General features: G+C 66.3%; 24 protein-coding genes and 1 pseudogene. 15 read left to right on the forward strand and 10 right to left on the reverse strand.

Translation table 11 applies throughout. The features are described 5' to 3' along the window. Both AC1DY5_RS08695 and AC1DY5_RS08700 read left to right on the forward strand, forming a co-directional pair. On the forward strand, positions 1–996 hold a 996-nt coding region (locus AC1DY5_RS08695), incomplete at its 5' end, for an acyl-CoA dehydrogenase (protein ID WP_478110821.1). 239 nt (positions 997–1,235) lie between these two features. Then, entirely contained in the window at positions 1,236–1,796 is a 561-nt protein-coding gene (locus tag AC1DY5_RS08700) for a DUF3047 domain-containing protein (protein WP_478110824.1), read from the forward strand. An 89-nt stretch (positions 1,797–1,885) separates the two neighbouring features. On the opposite strand, the gene AC1DY5_RS08705 is transcribed toward AC1DY5_RS08700, so the two are convergent. Together AC1DY5_RS08705 and AC1DY5_RS08710 are read right to left on the reverse strand one after the other, a co-directional pair. Further along, positions 1,886–2,194: a hypothetical protein gene (locus tag AC1DY5_RS08705; RefSeq protein WP_478110826.1), complete on the reverse strand. Its 309-nt coding sequence runs from the start codon at positions 2,192–2,194 to the stop codon at positions 1,886–1,888. Between the two features lie 136 nt (positions 2,195–2,330). After that, positions 2,331–4,061: an OPT/YSL family transporter gene (locus AC1DY5_RS08710; RefSeq protein WP_478110829.1), complete on the reverse strand. Its 1,731-nt coding sequence runs from the start codon at positions 4,059–4,061 to the stop codon at positions 2,331–2,333. A gap of 187 nt (positions 4,062–4,248) precedes the next feature. Between AC1DY5_RS08710 and AC1DY5_RS08715 the strand changes: the two genes are divergently transcribed. The 9 genes from AC1DY5_RS08715 to AC1DY5_RS08755 all read left to right on the forward strand — a co-directional run bounded on the left by AC1DY5_RS08715 (position 4,249) and on the right by AC1DY5_RS08755 (position 13,300). After that, entirely contained in the window at positions 4,249–4,701 is a 453-nt protein-coding gene (locus tag AC1DY5_RS08715) for a class I adenylate-forming enzyme family protein (protein ID WP_478110832.1), read from the forward strand. Continuing rightward, entirely contained in the window at positions 4,698–5,756 is a 1,059-nt protein-coding gene (locus AC1DY5_RS08720; protein ID WP_478110835.1) for a carboxyl transferase domain-containing protein, read from the forward strand. The genes AC1DY5_RS08715 and AC1DY5_RS08720 overlap by 4 nt, the downstream gene beginning before the upstream one ends. Next, the gene (locus AC1DY5_RS08725) at positions 5,740–6,270 is read left to right on the forward strand and encodes a carboxyl transferase domain-containing protein (RefSeq protein WP_478110837.1); all 531 of its coding nucleotides are present in this window, start codon (positions 5,740–5,742) and stop codon (positions 6,268–6,270) included. The genes AC1DY5_RS08720 and AC1DY5_RS08725 overlap by 17 nt, the downstream gene beginning before the upstream one ends. Before the next feature lie 66 nt (positions 6,271–6,336). Further along, positions 6,337–6,921, forward strand: coding sequence for a DUF3302 domain-containing protein (locus AC1DY5_RS08730; RefSeq protein WP_478110839.1), 585 nt, complete (start codon positions 6,337–6,339; stop codon positions 6,919–6,921). Next, the gene (locus AC1DY5_RS08735; RefSeq protein ID WP_478110841.1) at positions 6,921–8,057 is read left to right on the forward strand and encodes an HlyD family secretion protein; all 1,137 of its coding nucleotides are present in this window, start codon (positions 6,921–6,923) and stop codon (positions 8,055–8,057) included. Before AC1DY5_RS08730 ends, AC1DY5_RS08735 begins: the two co-directional genes overlap by 1 nt. A 7-nt stretch (positions 8,058–8,064) precedes the next feature. Next, on the forward strand, positions 8,065–9,495 hold the full coding sequence (locus AC1DY5_RS08740; RefSeq protein WP_478110844.1) for a TolC family protein: 1,431 nt from the start codon (positions 8,065–8,067) through the stop codon (positions 9,493–9,495). Further along, a complete protein-coding gene (locus tag AC1DY5_RS08745; protein ID WP_478110846.1) occupies positions 9,492–10,961 on the forward strand; it encodes a patatin-like phospholipase family protein in 1,470 nt (489 codons plus the stop codon). Before AC1DY5_RS08740 ends, AC1DY5_RS08745 begins: the two co-directional genes overlap by 4 nt. Positions 10,962–11,259: 298 nt before the next feature. Further along, positions 11,260–12,228: a Bug family tripartite tricarboxylate transporter substrate binding protein gene (locus tag AC1DY5_RS08750; protein ID WP_478110848.1), complete on the forward strand. Its 969-nt coding sequence runs from the start codon at positions 11,260–11,262 to the stop codon at positions 12,226–12,228. Next, a complete protein-coding gene (locus tag AC1DY5_RS08755; protein ID WP_478110850.1) occupies positions 12,221–13,300 on the forward strand; it encodes an NAD/NADP octopine/nopaline dehydrogenase family protein in 1,080 nt (359 codons plus the stop codon). The genes AC1DY5_RS08750 and AC1DY5_RS08755 overlap by 8 nt, the downstream gene beginning before the upstream one ends. A 13-nt stretch (positions 13,301–13,313) precedes the next feature. On the opposite strand, the gene AC1DY5_RS08760 is transcribed toward AC1DY5_RS08755, so the two are convergent. The 7 genes from AC1DY5_RS08760 to AC1DY5_RS08790 form a co-directional block, all read right to left on the reverse strand. Next, complete coding sequence (locus AC1DY5_RS08760) at positions 13,314–13,679, reverse strand: glycine cleavage system protein H (RefSeq protein WP_478110852.1); 366 nt, start codon at positions 13,677–13,679, stop codon at positions 13,314–13,316. After that, positions 13,676–14,269, reverse strand: a complete 594-nt coding sequence (locus tag AC1DY5_RS08765; RefSeq protein ID WP_478110854.1) for a peroxidase-related enzyme — start codon at positions 14,267–14,269, stop codon at positions 13,676–13,678. The genes AC1DY5_RS08760 and AC1DY5_RS08765 overlap by 4 nt, the downstream gene beginning before the upstream one ends. Further along, the gene (locus AC1DY5_RS08770; RefSeq protein ID WP_478110856.1) at positions 14,266–14,784 is read right to left on the reverse strand and encodes a CMD domain-containing protein; all 519 of its coding nucleotides are present in this window, start codon (positions 14,782–14,784) and stop codon (positions 14,266–14,268) included. The genes AC1DY5_RS08765 and AC1DY5_RS08770 overlap by 4 nt, the downstream gene beginning before the upstream one ends. A gap of 50 nt (positions 14,785–14,834) precedes the next feature. Beyond that, the gene (locus AC1DY5_RS08775) at positions 14,835–16,322 is read right to left on the reverse strand and encodes an NAD(P)-binding domain-containing protein (RefSeq protein ID WP_478110859.1); all 1,488 of its coding nucleotides are present in this window, start codon (positions 16,320–16,322) and stop codon (positions 14,835–14,837) included. Between the two features lie 39 nt (positions 16,323–16,361). Beyond that, positions 16,362–17,366: a Bug family tripartite tricarboxylate transporter substrate binding protein gene (locus AC1DY5_RS08780; RefSeq protein WP_478110861.1), complete on the reverse strand. Its 1,005-nt coding sequence runs from the start codon at positions 17,364–17,366 to the stop codon at positions 16,362–16,364. 117 nt (positions 17,367–17,483) lie between these two features. Next, on the reverse strand, positions 17,484–17,954 hold the full coding sequence (locus AC1DY5_RS08785; protein ID WP_478110863.1) for a hypothetical protein: 471 nt from the start codon (positions 17,952–17,954) through the stop codon (positions 17,484–17,486). Next, positions 17,951–18,277, reverse strand: a complete 327-nt coding sequence (locus AC1DY5_RS08790) for a hypothetical protein (RefSeq protein WP_478110865.1) — start codon at positions 18,275–18,277, stop codon at positions 17,951–17,953. Before AC1DY5_RS08790 ends, AC1DY5_RS08785 begins: the two co-directional genes overlap by 4 nt. 80 nt (positions 18,278–18,357) lie before the next feature. Here AC1DY5_RS08790 and AC1DY5_RS08795 point away from each other — a divergent pair, with 80 nt between their 5' ends. Then, positions 18,358–18,594 (forward strand): hypothetical protein, encoded by a 237-nt coding sequence (locus tag AC1DY5_RS08795; protein ID WP_478110868.1) that lies wholly within the window; start codon positions 18,358–18,360, stop codon positions 18,592–18,594. After that, positions 18,591–19,790: pseudogene (prpF, locus tag AC1DY5_RS08800) on the forward strand (2-methylaconitate cis-trans isomerase PrpF). Before AC1DY5_RS08795 ends, prpF begins: the two are co-directional and overlap by 4 nt. 329 nt (positions 19,791–20,119) lie before the next feature. On the opposite strand, the gene AC1DY5_RS08805 reads toward prpF, so the two are convergent. Further along, positions 20,120–20,833, reverse strand: coding sequence for a TetR/AcrR family transcriptional regulator (locus AC1DY5_RS08805; protein ID WP_478110870.1), 714 nt, complete (start codon positions 20,831–20,833; stop codon positions 20,120–20,122). A 226-nt stretch (positions 20,834–21,059) separates the two neighbouring features. Here AC1DY5_RS08805 and AC1DY5_RS08810 point away from each other — a divergent pair, with 226 nt between their 5' ends. Next, a complete protein-coding gene (locus tag AC1DY5_RS08810) occupies positions 21,060–22,328 on the forward strand; it encodes an alpha/beta hydrolase (RefSeq protein ID WP_478110872.1) in 1,269 nt (422 codons plus the stop codon). Between the two features lie 40 nt (positions 22,329–22,368). Then, entirely contained in the window at positions 22,369–23,340 is a 972-nt protein-coding gene (locus AC1DY5_RS08815; protein ID WP_478110874.1) for a Bug family tripartite tricarboxylate transporter substrate binding protein, read from the forward strand. Positions 23,341–23,402: the final 62 nt, after the last annotated feature.

Genomic DNA, 23,402 nt, shown 5'->3' on the forward strand with positions numbered 1-23,402 from the left:
CTGCAATACGGCGACCATGGGGGCGCCATCGGCTATCTGGTCGGCSAGGARAACCGCGGCCTSGAGTACATGTTCATCATGATGAACGCCGCGCGTTACGCCGTGGGCRTGCAGGGCGTCGCCGTTGCCGAGCGCGCGTACCAGCAGGCCGCTGCGTACGCCAAGGACCGGGTACAGGGTCGACCGGTGGACGGCTCGCTGCCCGGCGCGGCTGCGATCATCCACCACCCCGACGTGCGTCGGATGCTGCTGACGATGCGCGCGCTGACGGAAGGATGCCGCGCGATGGCGCTCACCGCTGCGGCGGCCTACGACACTGCGCATGCGCACCCTGACGGCGAGGCACGCCAAAGCGCCCGGGCCTTCTACGAATTCATCGTGCCGCTGGTCAAGGGCTACAGCACCGAGATGAGCCTCGAAGTGGCCTCGCTCGGCGTGCAGGTGCACGGCGGCATGGGCTTCATCGAGGAGACCGGTGCGGCGCAGTACTACCGCGACGCCAAGATCCTCACGATCTACGAAGGCACCACGGCGATCCAGGCCAACGACCTGGTCGGCCGCAAGACCGCGCGCGACGGCGGCGCCGTCGCGAAGGCGATCGCCGCCGAGATCGAAGCCACCGAGGCGACGCTGCGAGGGAGCGACAGCGAGGCTGCGCATGCGGTGGCCGGCCGATTGGCCGTGGCGCGAAGGGCCTTCCTCGACGTGGTCGACTTCATCGTCGCCCGCGGCCGGACCGACCCCAACGCGGTGTACGCCGGGTCGGTGCCGTACCTGATGCTGGCCGGCAACCTGGTGGCGGGTTGGCAGCTCGGCCGTGCACTGCTGGCGGCCCAGTCCAAGCGCGCTGCCGGGGACGACGTCGAGTTCATGCGCCAGAAGATCGCCATCGYGCACTTCTACGCCGAGCACCTGCTGACGCGAGTGTCGGGGTTGCGCGACAGCATCGTGGAGGGGGCGGCCTCGGCCAACGCGCTGGGGCCGGACGCGTTCTGACTCGGGAGGCAACGCCGGCACCACTGTCCATCGAAAATGTCGGCGACGCCCTTCTTGCGCGCTCACTGCGGGCCGTTCAAACTTCGCTCAGGTTTCCGCGATCGGAAGCAAGAGAGCGATCTGGAATGAACGCGACCGTCGCTTCAAGGGGCTGCGGGTAATGGGATGTCCTACGCGGGTGTCGATTGCGGAGTCAGCCGAGGAGATAGAGTCGCATTCGGGCGAAAGAATGCGGCCTGGTGCACGAGGGCGATCGCTCGGCGGTGCTGTGTGCCACCGCGGACCGATCGGCCTCGCTTTTCGTGGCGCCGCTGAAGCCTGCGCTTCGCACGCCCATGACCCTCAGCTGGGATTGGAAGACCGATGCGCTGATTGCGGGCGCTGACAACCGCGACAAGGACCGTGAGGACGCGCCACTGCGCGTGCTGGTGGCCTTCGACGGCGATGTCGCCACCTTGCCCGATACGGAGCGGAAGCGATTCAGTCGCGCGAAGAATCTGGCCCGGCGCGAGGTGCCCTACGCGGTGCTGATGTACATCTGGACTGATCAAGTCCCCGTGGGCACCATGATTCCCTCGGCGCACACGAGCCAGGTCGAGATGCTGGCCGTGGCCTCGGGGTCAGCCGACCTGGGCCGCTGGCAATCAGTGCGGCGCAACCTCGCCGACGACTACAGGAAGGCCTATGGCGCCGAACCGGGCCCGGTATTGGCTGTCGCCGTGATGACCGACACAGACAACACCGGGACCAGGGCGGTTGGAAGCTACTCCGGCATTCGGATCGTTTGCGAGAGCCGCTGATCGTGTGGCGCGGGGCTCGCTGGGCGGGACTCGTTGCTGGCGCTCGCGGGTCAGAGCCGGGTCGAGATCGCCGGGATTGCATTCTTGTTTCACCGCTCCTGCGGCATCAGGTAGTCCATGGCGAAGATCAGATACACCATGAGCAGCAACACACCGACCAACCAGGCCGAGCGCCCACTGTTCGTAACGAACACTGCGGTGAGGGTGGCGATAAGCACCATCACCACGGCGCCTGGCCAGAACTGCAGGTCCATTGGGGCCGGTCCGATGAAATAGCTCAGCAACGCCAGCGCCGGTGCCACGAACAGCGCGATCTGCGACGCGCTGCCCAGGCGATGCCCACGCTCAGGTCGAGCCGGTTCTTGCGCGCGTCGGAGAACGCCGAACCCAATTCTCAACTCGCACCATTGCCACGACCCGACTGAGCGGCCATCTATGGTCCCGCGCCGAATGAGCTGAGTACGAAACCAACCGGTCGGAGACTGTCGRCCTTGATCAAGCGCAATCGCGCTTGGGAGGGGGCCTAAGTCTGGCCTAAGTCAACACCGCCAGCAAGCTGGCGACGCCAATCCCCACCGCCGCCAGTGCATCGCCGGCGATCAATCCGCCGCCAAACAGCGAAGCACTGCTCATGTCTTCCGGTACATCGCGCCGCACTGGCGCGCGCGCCGCCCACAGGCTGCCTGCAACGCCGCCCGCGCCGAGCCACAGCGACGTCGGCAGGCTGACGAACCCGCCGAAAGACAGCGCGTAGGGAGAAGGCAGCACGACGGCGTCCAGCACGAAATTGCGCGGGCGCACCCACTTGCGCAGCACTTCGATCGTCAGGCCGGCGACGATGCCCACGCCGATGGCGACGCGCTGGAACGGCAGGTCTTGTGCCAGGCCTCGCAGCACGCCCACGAACTTGAACGTCATGGCCGAACTCCAACCGGCCGGCTGCTGGTCGGCCTTGAGCACCGTCTGGTCCTGCAGCAGCACCGGATAGGCCGCCATGAACAGCCGCGCGAACACCACCGCCAGCACGGCGCCCATGACGATCCCCAGCACCTGGTAGCGGAACTGCGGCACGCGTGGCGTGCCGAGCCGCCAGCCGGTGGAGCGGTCCTGCTGCATGTCGCAGGCCACGCTGGTCGCCACCAACAGCACCGCGCCGACCATTAGGCCCACGCCGGGATCGCGCAGGCCCAGCGCGGCGAGGATGACGACCGTCACGACGAAGGCCGAAGAGATAGGGTTGGAGTCGCTGATACCGACCGAGATACCGTTGACCAGGGCAAAGAGGAACACCAGCGCCACGGCCACCAGCAGAAAGAAAGCGGGCTGTCCCAGCAGCCAGTGGYCGCAGGCCACGGTGGCGGCCGCCCAGAAGGCCACCCACATCACCAGTCGGGTGCTGTTCACCCTCCGCCAGTCGTCGACGGCCGGCGGCGGCGCATTGCTTGCAGCCTGCCGCCGCGCGCGGGGCAGGGCGCGCGCGAATATCAGCATCAAGTCCACCAGGGCTGCGCCCATGATCGTGCCCAACGCGATGAGGAACATGATCTTGCGCGGCGGGTCGCCGGTCTCCAGCCAGCCGATCCGGACGAAGAACGGCTGCAGCACCACGCCGGTCAACCCGCCCACCACCGCGGGAATGCCGATGCGCGCGCCGATCACGAGTCCCGCGCCGAAGGTGGACGCCGACAGTTCGATGGCGGCCGGTAGCGGCAGGCGGGCTGTGCTCAGTCCCGTGACCAGGCCAAGGACAACGCCGCCTCCGAGCTGCCGCACCGAGCGCCGCAGCAGCGCGGTGTCGGTCAGCGCCCGCAGAATGTTGGCCACCGCCAGCCCGGACGGAAAGACCAGGTGCATGCGGTCCACCAGCACCGGCGTGTAGAGCATGCCCACGCCGACGCCGAACATGCCGATGCAGGCCAGGTACAGCGCCATCTGCCAGCCAGGCGGCTGCGGCAGCCCCATCCACGCCATGGCCTGCAGCAGTACGCCCAGCCCGCTCATGCTGGCGACCGAGGCGGCCGCGGTCTGGATGTAGTTGGCGCCGTGCCGCCCTGCCGCACCGTAGCCCGCGGTGACGGCGGACCCGAGCAGCCCCGCCAGCACCTGGCCGCCCACGAAGAATCCGAGCGAGAAATTCATATAGGCCGCAGTCACGCCGGCCAACGGACCCAGGACGAACATGCCCGTGCCTGCCAGGAGGAGGTGGTAGCGCCAGCTGCCCTCGATGGGCAACCATCCCCAGCGGGGACCTTGGTGTGGATCCATGGACTGGAATGATCTCGCACTCCTGCGCATCGATCCAGCCGACGGAGGCCACGACCGATCATTCGGCGCACCAATCCGTCCAGGCAAGGCCACTGACAGTTGTCGATTTCTCGCTGCCCTGCTTAGATACTGTGTTGCCCGCCGGCGAAGTGGGCGAGATCGCGATTGGCACCGCGGCATCGGCGAGGTGGCCTTCTGGCGCCGGCCCGACCTGGAGCTCGAATCGATCCGCGACGGCTGGTACTACAGCGGCGATCTCGGCCGCTTCGACGACGAGGGCTTTCTCTACATCGTGGGCCGCAACAAGGACATGATGATCAGCGGCGGCTTCAACGTCTATGCGCGCGAGGTCGAGGATGCGGTGCAGGCCCACCCGGCGGTCGCCGAGGTGGCGGTGCTCGGCCTGCCCGACGCCAAGTTGGGCGAGGTGGTGGCTGCCTTCGTGGTGCGCCGACCTGGACAAGCGATCGAAGCCGACGCGCTGGCGCGGCATTGCGCCGAGCTGATCGCCGGCTACAAGAAACCGCGCGTGATCGAGTTCGTCGACGCGCTGCCGCGCAACCACGCCGGCAAGGTAACCGAGAACGACCTGCGCGACGCCTACCTGGCGCGCCATTCAACCGGAGCAACTTCAAAATGAACACGACCGAGACATCCCGGCCCGCAACGGGCGAGTGGGCCGCCGACCTGGACGAACTGGCGCAAGGGCGTGCGATCGCACGCGAACTCGGCGGCGAGGAGCAGGTCGCGCGCCATCACGCGCAGGGCAAGCTCACGGCGCGCGAACGCATCGATGGCCTGCTCGATGCCGGCAGTTTCAAGGAGATCGGCGCGCTGGCCGGCGGCGTCAAGTACGGCGCCGACCGCAAGCGCGAGAGCTTCACGCCCAGCAATGCCGTCGTCGGCGTCGGCAAGATCGCCGAGCGGCGCAACGTGGTGGCCTCGGACGACTTCACGATTCGCGCCGGCTCCTCCGAGGGCTCGGTGTCGGAGAAGTGGATCTTCGCCGACCGCTATGCGTGGGAATACAAGCTGCCGATCGTGCGCATGGTCGACAGCGCGGGCGGCAGCGTCAAGCTGCTCGACAAGCTCGGACACACCAAGATCCCGGGCTATCCAATGCTGCCGATGACGCAGCTGCTTGGCGCAGTGCCTGTGGTCGGCATCGCGCTGGGCGCCTGCGCCGGCCTGGGCGCGCTGCGGGTCGGCTCCGCGCACCTGGCCATCATGATTCGCGGCAAGAGCCAGATCTTCGCCGGCGGGCCGCCCGTGGTGAAGCAGGCGCTCGGCCTCGACATCGACAAGGAGTCGCTTGGCGGCTATGACGCGATGCACCGCCACAGCGGCGCTGTGCAACTGGCCGTCGACACCGAGGAAGAGGCACTGCAAGCCACGCGGAAGTTCCTGTCTTATCTGCCCAGCAACGTGTGGGAACAGCCGCCGCGCGCAGCCTGCGACGATCCGGCCGATCGTTGCGACCCCTGGCTCAACCAGGCGATCCCGGCCGACAAGCGCAAGATCTTCCAGCCGCGCAAGATCCTCAAGGCGATCTTCGACCAGGACTCGATCTTCGAGATGTCGCCCGACTTCGGCGGCTCGACCATCACCTGCCTTGCCAGGCTCAACGGCCACGCGGATGGTGATGGGTGGGGCCTTGACGCGCGCCGCTGCGCTGAAGATGGCGCGCTTCGTTGACCTGTGCGACACCTTCCATCTGCCGATCGTCAACATGGTCGACCAGCCGGGCGTGATGACCGGGCCCGACGCCGAACGCGAGGGCACGCTCTCGGCCGCCTTGCAGACGCTGCACGCCATCGAACAGTCAGGCGTGCCATGGCTGGCGATCGTGCTGCGACGCTGCGTGGGCCTGGCCGGCGCGATGCTGAGCCCCTGGCATGGGCCTTCGGGGACGGCGCTGCCGAACCGGTACGCATGGCCATCGGCGCGCTGGGGCTCGATCCCGGTCGAGGGCGGCGTCGCCGCGGCCTTCAAGGAGGACATCGCCGCCGCCGAAGACCCGGTGGCGCACCGGCTGGAGATCGAGGCGCACTACCACGCGGTCTCGTCGCCGATGCGCACTGCCGAGCGCTTCGGGGTGCTCGACATCATCGAGCCCGCGAGCACGCGACCGCTGCTGTGCGCCTGGGTCGAGGACGCCTACCGGGCGACCGGCCGCCGCCTCGGGCCGGTGGGCCGGACGATGCGCTGAAGTTTCGATTGCAAATGAAGCACTTCTGGTTACGTTACATTTGGCAATCGACAGGGAGATCGAACCTTGCATCAGCCAATTGAACGTTCCAGAGGCTCGGGCAGCGCAGCGCTGCGCACCTGCCTGAGCATTGTCATCGCGCTGTCATGGGGGTGGGCCCCCCATGCCCACGCTTCGTTCCTCGAAGGCGAAGCGCTCGACACGATGGCCGACGTCATGTCCTATGTCGTGCTCGTGCTGGTGCCGATCCTCGGGATCGCGCTGTTCTGGATGCTGCACGTGATGCCCGAGAAGATCGCCGAAAAGAACCACCACCCGCAGAAGGCCGCGATCCATACGCTTTGCCTGCTGTCGCTCGTCTTCGGCGGCTTGCTGTGGCCGATCGCGTGGCTCTGGGCCTATACGCGGCCGATCGGCTACAAGATGGCCTTCGGCACCGAGAAGCACGAGGACTTCTTCATCGAGCACGGCGAGCGTGCACACCGCGACGAGTTCGAAGCCGAGCACCTCGATCACCTGCTTGGCGAACTGGCTACGCTGGAGCGGCGCGGCGGCCTGACGCCCGAACTCAGGCTGGTGCGCGAGCGGGTGCGGGCCGCGCAGCAACGCATGGTTGAGGGTGCCGCAGCGCCTGAAGGGAGCGCCGCGTAATGGAAGCGATCCTGCTCGGCATCTACGCCTTCTTCGTCTGGCTGATCTTCTTCAAGTTCAAGTGGCTGCCCTGGAACAACGTCTCGATGGTGATCGTGGTGACCATCCCGGTGGTCGCGATGTCGGTGTTGATCATGCTGCTCAACATCTATGCACCGTCGAGCGCCGACGTGCGGGTCTTCAAGTACGTGGTGAACATCGTGCCGCAGGTGAAGGGGCAGGTGATCGAGGTGCCGATCGAGCCGAATCAACCGATCAAGCGCGGCGACGTGCTGTTCAGGATCGATCCGACGCCCTACCAGTTGCAGGTCAAGGCGCTGGAGGCCCAGCTGGCGAATGCGCAGGGGGGGACGCGAAAGATGCGCGCCGAGCTCAATGCCGCGACCTCGAAATCCGGCGCGGTGCGCGCTCAACTCGAGCTCGCGCGCAAGCGGGTCGAGCAGAACCGCCAACTCGTCGCGGCAGGCGCGGGCGATCGCTTCGCGCTCGAGCAGGCGCAAGCCAACGTGCTGGAACTGCAGGCGCAACTCGCGGCATCGATTGCCGGCGAGGCGCAGGTGCGCGCCAGCCTGTCGGCGACCGTCGATGACGACCAGGCCGAGATTGCGCAGATCAAGGCACAGCTCGAGAGCGCCCGGTGGGAGCTCTCGCAGACCACCGTCGTCGCTCCCTCCAACGGCTATGCGATCAACCTGCAGCTCAGGCGCGGCTCGATGACGGCGGCGTTTCCGATCACTCCCGCGATGACCTTCGTCGAGAACGAGTACCAGGTCATCGCCCTCTACCAGCAGAACGAGCTGCACGAGGTCGCGACCGGGGATGAAGCCGAGTTCTCCCTGAAGACCCGGCCCGGCCACATCTTCAAGGCCAAGGTCGAATCCATCGTCTGGGCCCAGGCCCAGGGCCAGCTGGTGAACTCGACGCAACTGCCGACGACCGGCACGGTGGCGGTCCCGCCGGGCCGCTTCGGTGTCAGGCTCGAGGTCGACCCGAAGCACCAGGACGAGTTCTTCGCTGCGGGCGCGGTGGGCGAGGGCGCAATCTACACCCAGCATCTGGCGCTGATCCACATCATCCGCAAGATCGTCCTGCGTGTCGGCGCGAAGCTCGACGTGCTGATCCTCAAGCTGCATTGAGGTGACCATGAACACGCTCTCCTTGCGCATATGGATGGCGCTCGCGCTGGCGGGGCTGGGCGCCGCAGGCTGCGCGTTGAAGCCGCCGCCCGACAATGCGGCGCTCGCGAGCGAAGCGCTGCCCAACGCGCCGATGCCGCCGGCCTGGAAAGCCGGCGCAGTGCCGGGCGGCGTGCGAAACGACTGGATCGCGGGCTTCGGCGACCCCGTACTGAGCCGGGTGGTCGCCGAAGCGCTGACCTACAACAACGATCTGCGCGCATCGGCCGCGAGGGTCGAGTCGGCTGCCGCGGGCGTCAAGGCGGCGGGCGCACTGGCGCTGCCCGCCGTCGACTTCATCGGACGGCGCGGCGGCAAGCTCGGCGGCGACGGCTCGGGCCTCAACGGTTGGCTGATCTCGGCCTCCTGGGAAATCGATCTGTGGGGCCGCGTGCGCTACGCGACGCGCTCGGCCCAAGATCAGTATGCGTCGACCCAGGCCGATCTCGCGGCGGCCCGGCAGTCGATCGCGGCCCTCGTCGCGAAGTCATGGTTCCTTGCGACCGAGGCATCCTTGCAGCGCCAGCTGGCACGCCAGATGATCGATGCCGGCAATCAATCGATCACGCTGGCCGATCAGCGCTGGCGGATCGGAGCGTCGAGCGAGTCCGACGTGGTGCTGGCACAGGCGACCCTGCAGACCTATCTCGACGCCGAACGCCAGCTGGACCTGGCCTATACGAAGTCCTTGCGTTCGCTCGAGCTGCTGCTGGGCCGCTATCCGGCGGCCGAGCTCAAGACCATCGACACCTGGCCGCGCATCGACCTGTCGGTCGAAGCGGGCGTGCCGTCCGAACTGCTCGAGCGGCGCCCGGACATCGTTGCCGCCGAGCGCCGGGTCGCCGCGGCCTTCGACCGCATGCAGGAGGCGCAGGCCGCGCGACTGCCGCGCGTGTCCTTGACGGCAGGGCTTTCCTCGATCACGAGCGAGATGTTCGTCCTGAAGGATCGCGACAACCCGAACGCGAGCATCGGCGCCGGCCTGGTCGCGCCTCTGTTCCATGGCGGTGCGCTGCAGGCGCAGGTAGAGGCCCGAAGCGCCGAGCAGAAGCAGGCCGCCGCCGCCTGGGCACAGACGGCGCTGAAGGCCTTCAACGAAGTCGAGACGGCGCTCTCGGAAGAGGCCACACTGCGCCAGCGAGAGCCGATTCTCGATCGACAGGTGAAGGAGGCGCAAAGGGTGCTCGAGATCGAGAACGCCCGCTATCGCGTGGGCTCGCGCGATCAGCGCACAGTCACGCAGCAGGAGATGGCGGTGTTCGCCGCCCGTTCGACGCTGCTGCGCGTGCAGGCCGAACGGCGCGTGCAGCGCGTCAACCTGCTGCTGGCACTCGGCGGGGGTTGGGGCCCGGAGGCTGAACTCGAATTGACTCCACGGAGTCAGGAGATGCGACCATGACCCGCCTTCGACTGCGCCTTGCTTTATGGTGCCTGGCCGCGAGCCTGCTGTGGCTCGGTGGTTGTGCAACCCGGCCGATCAATCCGCCAATTGCCCAGGCCGATCCGGGCGCCGGCTACCGGTTCGAGACGCGCCAGGCGCAGGTCAAGAACAAGGACACCCTGGTCATCCTCGCGTTCTCGGGTGGCGGTACGCGGGCTGCCGCGTTCTCGTATGGCGTTCTCGAGTACCTTCGCCGGACCGAGATCGTCGGACCGAAGGGCAACACGGGACGCCTGCTCGATGAGGTCGACATCATCACAGGCGTGTCGGGCGGCAGTTTCACCGCGCTCGCCTACGGCCTCTACGGGGACAAGTTGTTCGCTGACTACGAGCAGCGCTTTCTCAAGCGCGATGTGCAGGGGGAAATCGTTTCCCGATCGTTGAATCCGGGCAACTGGGCCAGACTGTCGTCCCCGGGGTGGGGGCGCTCCGAACTGGCGTCCCAGCTTTATGACGAGGTCCTGTTCAACAATGCCACCTTCGGCGACCTGAACCGGGGCAAGGGGCCGCTGATCCTCGCATCGGCGACCGACATTTCGAGCGGTGCCCGCGTGGTCTTCCAGCAGGGCGTTTTCGACGTCCTGTGCTCGGACCTGAACGCCGTGCCTTTGTCGCGCGCAGCGGCCGCCTCTTCGGCGGTGCCGGTGGTTCTCTCGCCGATCACGCTCAACAACTACGGCGGCACCTGCAACATGACGCCGCCCGCCTGGGTCAAGCGGTTCACCGTTACCGACAATCCGCCACGCCCGGCCGCGCGGGCGATCCGCTCGCTCAGGTCGCTGAGCGAGTTCGGCGACGGCGCCAGGAGGCCCTACCTCCATCTGGTGGACGGCGGCGTATCGGACAACGTCGGCATGCGGGGCGTGCTCGATTCGCTGGAGATCCTGGAGGCGATGCAGGAAGCCGGCGTGCCTACACAGCTCGACAGCGCAAAGAGGATCGTCGTCTTCATCGTCAATTCACTGTCCGAGCCGCCGACCCAATGGGACGAATCGGAGTCGCCTCCCGGCAGCGTGCAGATCCTGCTGAAGTCGAGCGGTGTCCCGATCGACCGCAATTCTTTCGAGGCCGTCGAATTGTTGAGGGATATGGCCGCGCGCTGGAACACGATGCGCAAGATCCGGACGTCGGCGGCGATGGCGGACAACAAGGATCCGGCGCTTGCTGCGGCGATACGCGGGCCGGACGCCGAGATCTATGCCATCGACGTTTCATTTCCGGCGTTGAAGGACAAGGCCGAATTGAAGTATCTGAATCAGCAGCCGACTTCGTTCGTGTTGCCCGACGAGGCGGTCGATCGCCTGCGTGCGGCCGCGGGCACGATCATCTCGGACTCGCCCGAGTTCAATCGCTTGTTGAAGGATGTGGGCGGTAGGCTGGTCACGCAACAATTGCCGACAGGGAGCCCGGTGGCGAAGGACTAGGCACGATGGGCGCCGGTCCGCCGAAGGTTTGTTCACACGACCCGGCCTACCTCGCCACCTCGCCGCTTCGCTACTCGGCCAGTCCACTGGGAGCATTTATATTCGATCCCTGGCGCTCTACAAGGATTGAGTTTGCTCGATGCGCCCGAATGGGGCGGCAATCTGCAAAACAAATCCCACTGGCCCTGCCTAGACTGGGTGCGAGCCAAAGAGTGGCGGCATGCAGTCTGCGCTCGATCGCATGCAGCGCCATCTCTTGACTCGCGTCTTCGGTTTCCTTTGTATTCCTGGATTGATCATGAAGCTGCGTTTGAATCAACTGTTCCTGGGCCTGGCGGCGTGCCTGGCCCTGTCGCCGCTCATGGCGCAAACCGACAACAAGCCCCTGCGCATCGTCGTGCCGTTCGCGCCGGGTGGCGCGCAAGACGTCATCGCGCGCTACCTCGGCGCCAAGCTCAACGGCAAACTGGGCACCACGGTCATCGTCGACAACAAGGCGGGCGCGGGCGGCATCGTGGCGGCCGATGCCGTGGCCAAGGCGACCGACGGCGCCACGGTGCTGATGGCCACCGGTGGCGCCATCACGGTGGCGCCGCAACTGCAGTCCAAGCTGCCCTACGATCCCCGGCGCGACCTGGTCCCGGTGGCGTTGATCGCAGACACGCCCATGACCCTGGCGGTGCGCTCCGACAGTGCCTACAAGACCCTGGGCGACGTGCTGCGCGACGCGAAGGCACGCCCCGGGCAGGTGAGCTACGCCTCGACGGGCAACGGCACGGTGTCGCATCTCACCGGCGCATTGCTGGGCCAGGCTGCCGGCGTCACGCTGCTCCACGTCCCCTACCGCGGCGCCTCCCCTGCGCTGACCGATCTGATGGGTGGGCAGGTTTCGATGATCGTCACCAGCGCCGCGTCGATCGACCCGATGGTTCAGAGCGGCAAGGCCCGCGTGCTCGGCACGTTCTCGAAAGCGCACCTGCCCACGCTCGGCAATCCGCCGACCGTGGGCGAAGCCGGCAAGCTCCGCGGGATGGAGGTGCCGATCTGGGTGGGCGTGATGGCGCCTGCCCACATGCCGGCCGATCAGGTGAAAAAGCTGTCTGCCGCACTGCTCGAGGTGTGCCAGTTGCCCGAGACGAAACAGCACTTTGCGCAGTTGGGCGCCGTCAGCACCTGCGGCGGCAGGGCGGAGCTCGAAAAGATCATCGCCGAGGACAGCCAGCGCTGGGCCGACGTCGTCAAGCTCGGCGGCATCAAGCTTGATTGAACAGGCGCAGCGCTACCGCGTCGGCATCGCGGGCGCCGGCGCGATCGCGCTCGCCAGCGCGGCCTGGCTTATCCGCGCCGGGCACGGCACCATGCTGTGGTCGCCCGGCGGTGCCGGCACCGAGGCCCTGCGCGCGAACCCACTGCACACCGAAGGGCTGCTCCAGGGCGCGTTGGCCGTGCAGGTGGCGGATGACCCGGCCCAGCTCTGCCGGGACAGCGACGTGCTGCTGGTTGCCGTACCAGCCAATGGCCATCGCCGCGTGATGGACGCGCTGCTGCCATGGCTGCGCGACGGCCAAGTCGTGATCGTCAGCTCGATGGCCTCGCTGTCGGCCCTCTACCTGCATGAAAGCACCCTGCGTGCCGGCAAGCGGCTCACGGTGGCCAGCTTCAACACCACAGTGTTGACCGCACGCCGCCCATTGGCTGGCCATGTGCGGATCATGATGCGGCGCAGCGCGGTGGGCGTATCGGCGCTGCCGCAGGCGCAGACGGGTGCGGCGGTGGCGTTGTGCACCACGCTGTTCGGCGACGGCTTCTCGGGCCAGGCGAACCCGCTGGCCAGCGCGCTCTCCAACGTCAATCCTGGCACCCACGTGCCACTGGCGTTGTTCAACTGGACCCGCATCGAACGCGCCGAGTCCTGGCCGCAGTACCACTGCCTCACGCCCGGCGTGGCGCGGGTGATCGAGGCGCTGGACGCCGAGCGGCGCGCATTGGCCAATGCTTTCGGCATCGAGGTCGGCAGCGTCGAGGCGCATTTCGCGCGCTCGTTCGGCACCACCGCCACGCGGCTGCAGGACATCGCGGACGAGCTGCACGCCCAGCGCGGCGGCCCGCCCGGCCCGACCCGCCTGGACACGCGCTTCCTGACGGAAGACGTGCCGTACGGACTGGTGTTCCTGCAGGCGCTGGGCCGTCTGGCGGACGTGCCGATGCCGGCGACCCGCACAATGGTGGACAGCGCTTCACTGGTGGCCGGCCGCGACTACGCGCAGGACAACGACCTGCTCGAACCGCTCGGCCTCGCGAGCGAAACGGTCGCGGGCCTTCAGGCCCGCCTGCGCTGAGCCGGCGCGCCGGTCAGGCGGCGAAAGCCCCGTAAGCGGCTTCGTCCATCAGCGCATCGAACTGGCCGGCCTCGATCGCGTCGAGCTTGAACACCCAACCCGCGCCCATCGGGTCGGTGTTGAGCAGGTCGGGCTGGTYGACCAGCACGGCGTTGCATTCGACGATCTCGCCGGTGGTGGGCATGTGCAGATCGGCGGCCGTCTTGGTCGACTCCACCACACCGACCGCTGCGCCCTGCGCGTGGCGGCCCAGCGCCGGCAGTTCGACCAGCACGATGTCGCCCAGCGTTTCCTGCGCGTGGCGCGTGATGCCGACGGTCGCCGTTGCGCCGCCCACTTCCTGCCGCACCCAGAGGTGCTCGGGGGTGTAGCGGATCATGCGGCCACCTCTGGAAAAATGGGCTCGCCCATGTTGAGCATGAGCCGGTTGGCCCAGGCGAAAAGTGCCACGGCATGGATCAGGTCGAGGACTTCCATGTCGGTCAGCCCGGCCTGCTGCAGCGCGCGGACGTGCGCGGCCGAGAGTGCATCAGGCTTCAGCGCGAGCTCGGCAGAGAACTTGACGATGGCCTGCTCGCGCGGCGTGGTGCCCGCCGAAAGAGGATCCTCGAACAATTGCGTGATCACGTCGCTGCGCTTGGCCAACTGCTCGAAGCGCTGGGCGTGCACCGACGCGCAGTAGACGCAGCCGTTGAGGCGCGATTCCACCGTAGCACTGAGCTCCCGTTCGGCGCGCGGCATGCCGCCGGGCGCGAACATGATGGCGTTGAAGGCAATCGAGCGCTGCAGCAGCATTTCGGGCTGGTGCGCCAACAGCAAGAAGTAGGCGGACTGCTTGGCCTGCGGGCTCATTTCCTCGAGTGCTGCAATCTGCTCGGGGCTGGCGCTCGCCAGGTCGACCGTTTCGAGCCAGGCCTTCCAGCCCAGCACCTCGTTGGTGAAGCCGTTGATGCGGATCGGCGCGCTCATTCCACAGCCCCCGCTTGCGCCATCGCCTGCAGGCCGACGGCCACGCGAATCTGGTACGACAGGAACGCGATCAGCTGGCCCAGCGCGACGATGGCGGGCGTGGTGAGGCCCACGCCCAGGAGCGCATCGATCGCCGCGCGGTCGCCCTCGATCGGGCGGTCGACCAGCTTGGCAGTGAACCCCAGGATCGTCTGCAGACGCTCGTTGGCCTGGGCCGCCGCATTACCGCTGGCGACAGCAGCGACCAGGCCGGCGTCCGCACCTTCGGCCAGCAGGCGGCCGCGGTAGTGCGCGGCTAAGGTGTCGGCCTTCGACAGCCGGCACGCATACAGGGCCACCAGCAGCCGTTCGGTGACGGAGATGCCCTTCACCGCCGGTGAAAACATGCCCTCGTAGCTGCCCTGGGTGGACGCGACGATCTTGGGTCGCTGTCGCCGGAGTGCGTAGAGGGGGTCATCCGTGGCCAATGGAACGGCCTGGTCGATCACGTCGACGGTCGATGCAGTAGATGTCATGTCTTGGTGGGTGGGCTGTCGTCTGGAAAAAAAGAGGCGGCGTGCGGCGCTCAGCCGGTCACGGTCTGCAGCGGCTCGCGGGCGGGTGCACCGGGCGGTGGCGCCGGCACCCATTCGTCGCCGAGCAGCTCGGGCTCGTCGTAGGCCTCGAGGTTGGCGAAGTGCTGCGCGAAGTCTTCGCGGTAGAACAAGCTGGCGAGGCCGCCGGCAAGGCGCCTGGCGCCGTCGCTGATGTTGGGGATGTCGCCCGACACGGTGCCATGCGACAACGCGGCCGGGTAGCAGAAGCAATGGATGCGGTCGAGGCCCGGGCATGCGCTCGCCGATTTCTCCTGCAGTTCGAAGGCCGGCCCCAGATCGGGCGAGTCGGACAGCTCTTCGTCTTCGTTTCCGGGCGCGGGCTCGAAGCGGTCTTTCCAGGCCCGGATGTGCGGGGCGATGGCCGCGAACTCGGGCCGGCTGAACCAGTCGATGCGAAAACCGGTAGCGACGATCAGGAAGTCGACCTGGAATTCACCCTTGGGGGTCGAGATGGCCAGTGCATCGCTTGCCATCTTGACGCCCCGGATCGGGCAGCCGAAGTTGAAGCGCACGTTGGGGTGGCGCGAGACGCGCTGGGTGCTGCCGCGCGGCGGCGGCACGTTCGCGACGTTGATGTAGTGGCGCAGGCGCCACTTGAGTTCGTCAGGCAGGTCGTAATGGCCCTGCGTGAGACCCGGAACGCCGGCGCCCTTGCCCTTGTTGACGCGCGGCAGGTCGTCGCGCCGGATCAGCAGGTCGACGCTGCGCGCACCGGCCTCCAGCGCCGTGGCCGCGCTGTCCATCGACGACGAGCCGGCACCGATCACGCCGACGCGCAGGCCGGCGAGGCTGTCGTAGTCCATCTCGTCCGAGGAGTGGGCCCACCGGGCTCTCGGCAGCCCGCGCACGAAGGCGGGAACCGTCGGGCCGCCCAGGCCGTCGCGGYCCGTGGCCAGCACGACGCGGCGCGCCAGCACCTTGCTGGCGCCGCTGGGCGTCTGCAGGTCGAGGCCCACCATCGCGTCGGCGCGCGGGTGGATGGCAAGCACTTGCGTGTCGTTGCGCACATCCACCGCCATCACGCGCCGGTACCAGCGCAGATAGTCCATCCATTGCAGGCGGGGGATCTTGTCCATTGCCGTCCATGCGTCCGGCCCGAACTGCGCTTCGAACCATGCGCGGAACGTGAGTGCCGGCAGCCCCATCGCTGGTCCGGTGAGCTCCTTGGGCGAGCGCAGCGTCTCCATGCGCGCAGTGGTGGCCCAGGGGCCTTCGAGGCCGGCGCCCGCACGGTCGAACACCACGGCACGGATCCCCAGCTGCGCGAAGCCCACGGCGGCGGCGAGGCCTGCCTGTCCGCCGCCGATGATCGCCACGTCCAGCACCGCCTGGCCGTCATGTGCGCAGGGCGGCATCCAGTCGCGTGCCGGCCAGCCTAGCCATTCGAGGTCTTTGGCAAGACGCCGCTCGAGCGCGGCCAGACCGCCGGGCGAAGAATCCAGCGGAGAACGAGACAAGGAGGAAGAAGTATCTGTTTTCATTCTTGGATGACGAGTTCAGTCCAGGCTGATGTTGGCGGTCCGGGCGACCTCTGCCCACTTCAGGCGGTTGGCATGCACGGTCTGCTTGAACTGGACCGGCGATTCGATGCGCACGGTGTTGCCCTGGCCTTCGAATTTTGCGCGCAACTCGGGCTGCTCCATCACGGCCCGGATTGCCTTGTTGAGCTTGTCGACGATGGTTGGGTCGGTTCCCTTTGGCGCAAACACGGCAAACCAGATGGCGCTGTCGAAGGCCTGCGTGCCCGGCAGCCCGCTCGATGCGATGGTCGGCACGTCCTTGATGGCCGCCACCGGCTTGACCGTGGTCACGCCGAGGAAGCGCACCTTGCCGGAAGCCAGTTGCGGCAGTGCCGTTTGCACCTGGTTCATGATGCAGCAGGTCTCGCCGCGCACCACCGACAGGATGGCTTCGGGCCCGCCCTTGTAGGGCACATGAACCATGTTGAGGCCCAGACGCGAATTGAATTCAGCGAACGCCATGTGCGTGCCGGCGCCGTTGCCGGTCGATGCGTAGTCGTACTTGCCCGGGTTGGCCTTGATCAGCTCGACGAATTCCTTGAGCGTCTTCGACGGGACGACATCGGTATTCACCATCAGCACGTTCGAGACGTCCAGCACCGGGGACACGGGCACGAAGTCGTCTTCCACGTCGAACGCGAGCTTCTTGTAGATCGCCGCATTGCTGCCGTGCGTGGCGGCCGTGCCGAAGACGAGGGTGTAGCCGTCCGGCTTGGCATGGGCGACGTATTCACTGGCGAGGTTGCCTGCCGCGCCGGACTTGTAATCGATGACGACCGGCTGCCCCAGGTGCTTGCCAAGCGGCTCCTGGATGGCGCGCGCCACCACATCCACCCCGGACCCGGCCGGAAAACCCATGATCATCGTGACCGGCCTGGTCGGCCACTCCTGGGCCGATGCCGGCGCGCAGAACACGATCAGCGACGCTGCGAATGGCAGGAGAAAGACAGCAAATGGATTCTTGCGGCGTAGGGCGTTCATTCAGGTTCTCGCAAAGTGGACGGAATGCGTGGGTTACGCGCACCAACCATACCGCCATGACGTGCAGTCGCTGTGGAAGTGCGTCCAGTCTAAGCATCACCGCTGCGCATGATTTTCTCAAATTTGCATCAAAAAGCAGAAGGAGAGAAAAAAATTGCTCTTCAATCTACTTTTGTGGAATTGGATAGCTCCAACGGCTGGCGACGCCCAGACGATTGGCCCGGATGACCGGATTCGGGCTGCAGCGGCCCGGCCGGGCCGGCGCCGACGATGCCGACTTGGGTTCGTGTCTTGATCATGGTGTGTCCCCTTGGAATGTGGATCGGTCAATGCGCGCCAACGACGTCGCCCGACCGCGACCTCGTGCACTTCGCGGTAGCGCAGGCACTTGAAGGCGAGGGCCAGTCCGGCGAGCGGCGTGGGCACCGCCAGGGTCATGAAGATGCGGCTGATGTCCCAACCCGCGCCGAGCAGCCAGCCGCCACCCATCGCGCCCAGGATGCCGCCGAAGCGGCCGATGCCCAGCATCCAGCTCACGCCGCTGGCGCGGCTCTGCGTGGGGTAGAAAACCGCCGCCAGCGTGTTCATGGAGACAGCGCGCCGCTGACGAGGAAACCCGCGAAGAACACACACACCTCGAGCTCCAGGAACGAGCCCAAGCCCCGCTCGACACACACCAGCAGCAGCGCGAGCACGAAGCCTGCCGCGACAAGCGCTACGCCGTCATCTCCGGGATCGAGTGGGACCAGGCACAGCCGAAGGTCCCGACAGCACACAGTGCCAGCGTGAGCAGGATCACCGTCTTGCCCCTTGCGGTCCGACAGCGGCCCAACGGTCAGCGCGCCGATCGCGATGCCGAAGAGGTCCGCGCCAATAACCTGCCCGAAGGCTCGACTTGATGGCTCGACCACCTACCATCTGTGCGTGATCGCCATGCTGTCGCTGCACCGCCGATTGGGCATCAATCCTCTGATCCGGCCCTGGAAGAGTCGTGCGCTACGCGATCGATGTTGGCAGCGGCTCTCTCTTTTCGCCCGCCTGGACGGGCGTTCACGGCAAGGTACCTCGTTTCATCACGCTCCTTCCCGGCGGCGACCTGGTCGTCGCGAAAGAAGACGCCGACTCGATCGTCTGCGTCGATGCAAGAAACTCAAAAGTCACGCGACTGACCACCACCGGCAGTCCCGTCTGCATAGCGTTCACCTCTCATCCCAAAGGAATTCCATGAGCACGAAGTCTTCACAAATTGCTATCCGCGCCACGTACACGCGGGGGGAACGAGCAAGGGCATCTTCTTCAACCTCGCGGACTTACCTGAAGCCGCTCGGAGGCCCGGGGCTGCACGCGATGCGCTGATGCTTCGGTTCACGGGTAGCCCAGATCCCCTTTGGGAAGCATTGGGAAGCAGATCGACGGCATGGGGGCGCCACCTCCAGCACCAGCAAGGTCGTGATCGTCGGCCCCAGCACCCGTGACGACTGCGATGTCGACTATCTGTTCGGCGCCGTCACCATCGAATCGCCGGTCGTCGACTGGAGCGGAAACTGCGGCAATCTGACTTCCGCCGTCGGTCCCTTCGCGATCGAGCGAGGCCTCGTTCAGGCGCCGAAGGACGGCTTCGCTACCGTTCGAATTTGGCAAGCGAACATCCAGAAGAAGATCGTTGCCCAGGTTCCGATGCGCGACGGTGAGGTTCTTGAGTCGGGCGATTTCGAGCTCGACGGCGTCACGTTCCCTGCAGCCGAGATCAAGCTCGAGTTCCTGGAGCCGGGCGCGGACGAGGAAGGCGAGGGGGGTGCGATGTTCCCGACCGGAAGGATGATCGACACCGTGGACGTTCCAGGCATCGGAGCCGTGGAGGCAACGCTCATCAATGCGGGCAATCCCACCATCTTCGTGGACGCCGCGACGCTGGGCTTGACGGGGTTGGAACTCCAACCGGAGGTCAACTCCGACGCCGCTCTGCTCGCCCGTTGCGAAGCCATCCGGGCCAATGCAACCGTCGCCATGGGTCCCGCAAAGACGGCCGCAGAGGCCACAGAGAAACGACCCCACACGCCGAAGCTTGCGTTCGTCGCGCCCCCGGCCGCCTATACCGCATCCAGCGGCAAGCAAGTTCGACCTGAAGACATGAATTTGTGCGCCCGCATCTTTTCCATGGAATAGCTTCATCACGCCATGACCGGCACGGGTGCGGTGGCCATCGCGGTGGCTGCCGGAATTCCGAGAACGCTGGTGGTCCGAGTCCTTGGCGGTGGGCGCCACGAAGAAATTCGGTTTGGCCATCCTTCCGGAACGCTGACGGTCGGTGCGGACGCGTCCGAAGCGGACGGCGCCTGGACCGTGAACAAGGCCGTCATGAGCCGCAGTGCGCGTCAACTCATGGAAGGCCAGCTCTTCGTGCCCGCCGATGGGTCCCGTTGATCGCGCCGGACAAGCACCGTGAACTACTCGCAGGACGACGTCGAAGCGCTGGCGCCCAGTGGCACCTTGCGCGCCACCATCAATCTCGGCAATCCCATTCTTGCCCAGCAGACAGACGGCCAGGCACCGACGGGCGTTTCGGTGGACCTCGCCCGTCGATCGAGCGGGCAATCGGGGCTGAACTTGCCTGCAAGTGGGCAGCGCAACGCTCCTGTTCAAGCCCAGCGGCAGCTGCCCGCGTCACTCGCGGCGCCGGCCCGCGACCTCTTCGACGAGGAATGGCCACCGGAGCCTCAGGCGTGCTTGCGATGGGTTGAAGTACAACAACGTCAAGCCGAGGCGCCGCGGGTCTTGCCTTTCTTCTTGGCCGTCGAGTCGAGTCCCGACGCGGCAGGCAACCACTTTTGCATGCCATCAAGGAGGATGTGAAGCCCGGCATCGAACGCTGTAGCCGTGTCGAGTCGGGAGAACGCTTCGGCGAAGAAGTGTGCGGCAGGGTACTGGTCCGCAGACGTCGCGCGGATCCGGCCCAGGATGTAGTCGCCGTGCTCCGCAGGCATCTGGCGGTTCACCTCGGTGTAGGCGGAGGTCATCACGTACTGCATCAAGAGGTGGTAGCCGAGGGCGCATTGCTCCGGGCTGAAGCCTCCGCTGCGGAAAATGTCTGCGATGCGATTGAGGTAAACCATGCCGTAGTCGGTCTCACCGGCGCCCACCTGCTGGAAAAGCCGGAACCGGTTGTGCGACATCAGGTAGCGCAGCACTCCTCCATATTTGCGCATCACGTCGAAGATCGCGTGCGCGTGGTCTTCGACATTGCTTCGCCAGTTGTCACGATTGAGGGGTTTGAGCTGCTCCACCCGCTCCATGAAGTAGCGGTTGATAACCCCCGAGATCAGGTCGTCCCGGCTGCCTGCATAGTAGTGGATCAGCGCAGGCGTGACCCCGAACTGTCGCGCGAGTCCAACGATCGAGAGGTCGCTCAGTGGCTCGACCATCGCGAGTTCCACGGCCTTGTCGATGATCGCTTCGCGCGACAACAAGGGCGTGACGGTCGCGTCAGTCGCCTCGACCTTGCTAGGTCGGCCGCGCCGCCGCGGAATGGGTGCGTCAGTGCTCGACCTCTGCTCGGCCGAGGCCTGTGCGGCGCGGGCTGCGCCGTTCCTGGTTGCAGATGCTTTCATGTTCGCATTCTCGCCTATTTGACGGGCCATTAAATTTGATCTACATTAAATTAACGCAACATTAAATACGACAGGAGACCACGCGATGAGCGAGCGACCCAAGGCAAGCGTAACGGCCGGGCTGAGAGGGGCGGGCTGGAACCCGACGAGAATGGACCGGCCCTACAAGGTCAAGCCCCATGGCCTGAGAACCGCGGACAACCAGCGAACGCTGGGCTTCCTGTATACGGAATCCGGCGACGAGAAGACCGTGGTCTGCATGATGCATCCGCGGGAGTTCTCGGGGACCCCCTACCTTGTACCCGACGTGCTGGATGCCGGCTGCGCATGCTGGGTCCAGGCGCCGCGCTCGATCGGCAACGACCTGCGCCTCGAGCACGAGGTTGCACTCCTGGACGTCGCGGCCGGGGTCGCACATCTGCGCAAGCTGGGGTTCGAGAAGATCGTGCTGCTCGGCCTCTCGGGAGGCGCTGGTCTCTATGCCTTCTACACGCAGCAGGCGCTACGGGCACCCGAGGCGAGGCTGGAGAGCACGCCGGGCGGCCGTCCCGTCAAATTGGGCGCGGCAGACATGCCTGCGCCGGATGCCTTGATCTTCGTCTCGCCGCACCCGGGTCAGGGCAAGCTGCTGATGAACTGCATCGATCCATCAGTGGTCGACGAGCAGGACCCGATGTCCGTCGATGCCTCGCTGGACCCTTTCGATCCGGCCAACGGCTTCACCGAGCCACCCGCGTCGTCGAAGTACTCGACCGAGTTCATCGAGCGCTACAAGTCCGCCCAGCGCACGCGGGTGGAGCGGCTCGACGCCCACGCAAAGGACCTGCTGCGCTCGCGGGCTGCGGCCCGCAAGAAACTCAAGCAACTCGGCGAGGGTGATGTGCCGTCGGCCGAACTGCGCCGCCAGGGTGCCAACACGCCGATCTTTCCGGTCTGGCGCACGGACGCGGACCTGCGTTGCTGGGATCTCAGCATTGATCCATCCGACCGGGACGTCGGCACGCTCTGGGGACAAGACCCCTACACCTCGAACCTCGGCAGCGTGGGCTTCGCGCGCCTCGTGATCCCTGAATCGTGGCTGTCCACCTGGTCGGGCATCAGCTCCAACGCCAGCTTTGAGAAATGCGGCCCGGAAATCACGCTGCCGACCCTCATGCTCGAGTACACGGGCGACCAGGCGGCCTTTCCCTCCGACATGGACGCGATCTTCGCGTCCCTCGCAAGCACCGACAAGGCGCGCGAGAAGGTGCGGGGCAATCACCACGGCATGGCGCTGACCGAAGGCGAAGAGTCGGGGCAGGTGGCCGTCGGCCGCAAGGTCCAGCAATGGCTCAAGACCAAGGGCCTCGCCTGAGAGCGCCGCACATCCGAAAAGATCGATCCAAGGAGACAAGGTGCACCATTTCAAGCATTCCGCGGCTGCGTTCGCGGTAGCGCTGGCGACAGCCTGCGCGCCGGCCTTCAGCCAGACCTTTCCAACCAAGCCGATTAAGCTGGTGCTGCCGACAGCGGCTGGCACTGCGCCTGACAGCATTGCGCGCATACTTGGCGACAAGTTGGCACGTTCGATGGGGCAGCCCGTGATCGTCGAGAACAAGCCAGGCGCCGGCGGCATCCTGGCGATGAACCAACTCAAGCAGGCGCCGGCTGACGGCTACACCTTCGCCTTGATTCAAGCTGCCGTGGCAACCGTCACCCCGCTCACCTACAAGGAAGCCCGGTTCGACATCGAACGCGATTTCGAAACGGTGGCGATCGTCGGCCTGACRCCGATGCTGATCACGGCCAGCCCCAAATTCGCCGCCAGGACGCTCGCGGATGCCATCAAGGCGGCGAAAGCCGCCCCTGACCAGGTCGCGATCGGAAGCCCGAACAGGACCTCGATTCCGCACCTCGCCAACGAGTTGCTTGCGCTCAAGACCAAGGCTGCGTTCCAGCAGGYTCCCTTTGCGACCACTGGACAGGGCGTGCAGGCCGTGGTGGCCGGCGACATCGCGATGTACACCGACGGCGTGGGGCCATTGATGCAACTCGTCAAGGCGGGCCGGCTCAAGGCGCTGGCCGTCGCCTCCGACAAGGTGCTTCCCGGACTTGAGGGCATTCCGCTTGCGAAGGAAACGGTCCCCGACCTGAATGTATATGGCTGGTTCATGATTGCGGCGCCCAAGGGCACGCCCGCGGCTGTCGTGGAGCGCCTGAACAAGGAGTTCAACGAGGCGATGAAGATGGACGACGTCGTGGCGAAATTTCGGGAGTTCGGCACCTACACCACGCCCGGCACCGTCGCGGATGCCCAAAGTTTCGTGAAGCGCGAGAAGACTCTCTTTGGGGACGTCGTGCGGGCTATCGGAGTGAAGCCGGAATGAGCACCGTGAATACCTCTGGGCGCATCGGCGTGCGCGCGCCGATCGAGGGCGTCGTATACCCC

The sequence above is a fragment of the Variovorax sp. P4_D9 genome (genome assembly GCF_056401695.1).